Source organism: Muricoccus pecuniae (assembly GCF_014199205.1).
GTDB lineage: Bacteria > Pseudomonadota > Alphaproteobacteria > Acetobacterales > Acetobacteraceae > Roseomonas > Roseomonas pecuniae.
Genome location: NZ_JACIJD010000065.1, coordinates 1 through 3,441 on the forward strand (window position 1 = coordinate 1; position 3,441 = coordinate 3,441).

A 3,441-nucleotide genomic window follows, 5' to 3' on the forward strand; every position below is an offset into this window, starting at 1 on the left:
CCGCTCTCGGGGTCCAGCAGCATGATCCCGCGCTTGTAGTCGGTGATGAAGATCCGCCCGTCCCGGTGGATCTTCAGCCCGTTCGGCCAGCCGTCGTACTCGGCCACCTGCTCCCACTCCCCTTCCGGGGAGATGCGGAAGACGCGGCCGAAAGGGATATCCGTGACGTAGAGCCGGCCCTGGCGGTCGAAGGACGGACCCTCCAGGAAGCAGTCCACCGGCTTGCCTGCCCGATTGAAGTCAGCCCAGGCAGTACGGCGGAGGTTACGGAACCGGTCTGGCACACGTGTGAAAACGGTGGTCTCGATACGCGGCGGTGGCGCGAAGAAGCTCATCGACTCTCTCTTTTACTGACGCTCGATGCTGGCGGAGGCCGCAATATCACGCCAACGAGCGGTTTCTTCGGTGACGAGCGCTGAGAATGCAGCCGGGGTGATGCCGCCCGGCTCGGAGGCGATGTCAGCAATAAAGGCCTTCATGTCCGGCGCTTCCAAGGCGCGAACTGCCGCCATGTGAAGTCGTTGCACGATCGCATGCGGCGTGCCTCTCGGCGCGGCAAGGCCGGACCAGTTAATTACCCCAAAACCGGGCAAGCCGGCCTCTGCAAAGGTTGGTACATCCGGGAGCGCCGCGACCCGATGATCGCCGCTGATGGCTAACGGACGGAGTTGCCCGCCGCGGATACTCCCGAGCGCCGAGCCGGGCGAGAGCATAACCAGGTCCACGTTGCCCGACAGCACGCCGATCACTGCCTCGCCAGCGCCCCGAAAGGGCACATGGTAGAGCTTTACCCCTGCCGCACGCTCGAACGCGAGTGTCGAAAAGTGCGGGGCGCTGCCCGCGCCACCTGTGCCGTAGGTCAGCTTCTCAGGATCCTTCTTCGCCGCAGCGATGAGAGAGGCGAGATCGCGATAGGGCGATTTCTCGCCGACGGCCAGCAGGACCGGCGAGCGAGCGGTGACGGTGATCGGCTGGAATGCGGTGGCATGGTCAAAGGGAAGGCGTCGGAAGATGTACGGCAGAATGGCGAAAGTGTTGTCGAGCGCCAGCAGCGTGTAGCCGTCTGGTGCGGCCCGTGCGGCCTCCGCAGCGCCGATCGTACCGCTGGCGCCAGACTTGTTCTCCACCACGAAGCTTTGCCCAAGGATGTCCGTCAACTTCTGAGAAATGCGTCGCGCCAGCGTGTCGACTGCCCCGCCGGGTGCGTAGGGAACGATCACGCGCACCGTGCGTGAGGGATAATCGCCTTGCGCGAGGGTAGGGCGTGCAAGGCCGACGAACGGCGCCACAAGCCCGGCCCTGAGGACGGTGCGCCGGGCAAAATGATGAGGGTCCTGATTCGACACTTGCGCTTCCTCCATCCGTTCGAGTAATCCGAAACGGCGTTTCGTTATCCTGTTCTCTTCTGGCACCAGGGGCGCAGCGGTGTCAACAACTAGGCGCGGAACGGCGCCTGTTCTTGGGAGGGTGGCCGTGGCAATCGGCTTTCGCATTCTGAAGCGTACTCGGCAGGTAGATGCCGACTTGGTCGCGAAGTTCCGCGATCTACCCGTTGCGAACGTCAGCGACTGCATGTCCCGCATGACAGCGGGCGGCGCGCGGCTGCGCCCAATGCACACGCCCGGTGTCGTGATGTCCGGTCCCGCAGTGACGGTGAAGTCGCGCCCTGGTGATAACCTGATGATCCACAAAGCTATGGACGTGGCACAGCCAGGCGACGTGATTGTCGTGGACGCGGGCGGCGATGTCACCAACGCCTTGATCGGCGAGATCATGCTGGGAGCTATGGCGAAGAAGGGTCTCGGAGGCATCGTGCTGAATGGTGCGATCCGCGACAGCGGTGCCATCAGGGCTCAAGCCTTTCCGGTCTACGCGGCGGGCGTCACGCATCGTGGTCCCTATAAGGATGGTCCCGGCGAGATCAACGTATCCATTGCCATCGATGGGATGGTGATCGAGCCCGGCGACCTCATCATCGGTGATGACGACGGCCTGCTCTGCGTGCCCATCGACGAGGCCGAAGCAATCTCGGTCGCAGCGGCCGCCAAGCTTGCGTCTGAGAAGAAGCAGATCGCAGCTATAGCTGATGGTACCCGCGACCCGGCTTGGGTCGACAAAATCCTGCGCGCCCGCGGCTGTGAGGGGCTCGACTAACTCTCCCATCAGGGTGGAAACGTTCAGGAAAAAAAGCAGAGATGTTCACTCGCCGTCACTTGCCGCTCCTTGGCGTCGCCGCGGCCCTGCCCCGCCCAGCCCTTTCGCAGGAGCGGACTTGGCCGAACGGGCGCGCCATCGAGGTGATTGTGCCCTTCGCCCCCGGCGGCGGGATGGACGTGATGGCGCGTGCCTTTCTTCCCTTTCTGCAAGCAGAGCTGCCCGGCTCCAACTTCGTCGTCGTAAATCGCGCCGGCGCGGGCGGTCAGATCGGGACCGAGGTGGTAGCGAACGCAGCGCCCGACGGATTTACGATCGGGACCGCCGCCTTTCCCTTCCTCGTCAGTACGCCGATCGAGCGCCCGGTGCGCTGGAAGCCGGCGGAGCTGACTTACCTCGCTAATTTGGTCGATGACCCCTGCGGGCTGTTCGTCGTGTCGACCTCTCCGCTCCGGACGCTCAGCGACTTCGTGGCGGCCGCGAAGCGGCGGCCTGGCGAGTTACCTTACGGGACCGCCGGGATTGGTGGTGACGATCATATTGCAATGTTAATGATGGAGCAGGCAGCGAATATCCGCCTGACCCATGTGCCGTTCAGCGGCACAGCACAGATTCTGCCACCTCTTCTTGCAGGTCAGCTCGACATTGGCGCCTTCAACCTTAGTGAAGCGCTGCCCCTTCTACGTGAGGGGAGAATCCGCTGCCTCGGCCTTGCCGCCGAGGCGCGTTCAGAAGAGGCTCCTGAGGTCTCCACCTACCGTGAGCAGGGCGTAAACGTGGTTGCCAGCGCGGGCCGCGGCTTCTTCGCTCCGCCCCGCTTGTCCGGGCCGGTACGCGATGCTCTGCTCACCGGCTTCAGCAGGGCCATGGCCTCTCCTGGTTGGCTGGCCGCTGCGAAACGTCAATCGCTGCCACTTAGGCCGCTCGAAGGCGACGCTTTCCGATCCATGGTTCTTGGCGCTGAAGCGTCGTTGAAGTCACTTTGGGAGCGCCATCCCTGGAAGGACTAAGCGCATCCCATTCATTTCCTTGCATTCCAATCCGAAGAGCTGATCCATGACCGACAAAACCTTGCGCCCGAATGTTCTTATCTCCGCCGCCAAGCTCGCTCCTGAAGCAGTCGCTCTGCTGGAGGAGGCGGGCTATGCAGTTCACTGCACGAGCGGCTACCCGGAGGAGAAGGAACTTCTCACCGCCATCCGCGAGCACCGCCCGGTGGCCATCCTGCACCGGCAGGGCATCATCAACGGCACGGTGATGGATGCGGCCGCGCCGGGCCTGCGGCTG

5 protein-coding genes are annotated in these 3,441 nt (G+C 63.7%); 3 read left to right on the top strand and 2 right to left on the bottom strand.

The annotated features are described in order from the left end of the window. The coding region (locus tag FHS87_RS23030) for an SMP-30/gluconolactonase/LRE family protein (protein ID WP_376766461.1) at positions 1–218 on the bottom strand (218 nt) is incomplete at its 3' end. A 129-nt stretch (positions 219–347) separates the two neighbouring features. Next, positions 348–1,412 carry a Bug family tripartite tricarboxylate transporter substrate binding protein gene (locus FHS87_RS23035; RefSeq protein WP_312862080.1) on the bottom strand — a complete coding sequence of 355 codons (1,065 nt, stop codon included), beginning with the start codon at positions 1,410–1,412 and terminating at the stop codon, positions 348–350. A gap of 61 nt (positions 1,413–1,473) precedes the next feature. Between FHS87_RS23035 and FHS87_RS23040 the strand changes: the two genes are divergently transcribed. The 3 genes from FHS87_RS23040 to FHS87_RS23050 all read left to right on the top strand — a co-directional run. Beyond that, positions 1,474–2,154: an RraA family protein gene (locus FHS87_RS23040; protein ID WP_184522191.1), complete on the top strand. Its 681-nt coding sequence runs from the start codon at positions 1,474–1,476 to the stop codon at positions 2,152–2,154. Positions 2,155–2,195: 41 nt separating this feature from the next. Next, on the top strand, positions 2,196–3,164 hold the full coding sequence (locus tag FHS87_RS23045; RefSeq protein WP_184522194.1) for a Bug family tripartite tricarboxylate transporter substrate binding protein: 969 nt from the start codon (positions 2,196–2,198) through the stop codon (positions 3,162–3,164). 46 nt (positions 3,165–3,210) lie between these two features. Beyond that, on the top strand, positions 3,211–3,441 hold a 231-nt coding region (locus tag FHS87_RS23050), incomplete at its 3' end, for a hypothetical protein (protein ID WP_221300332.1).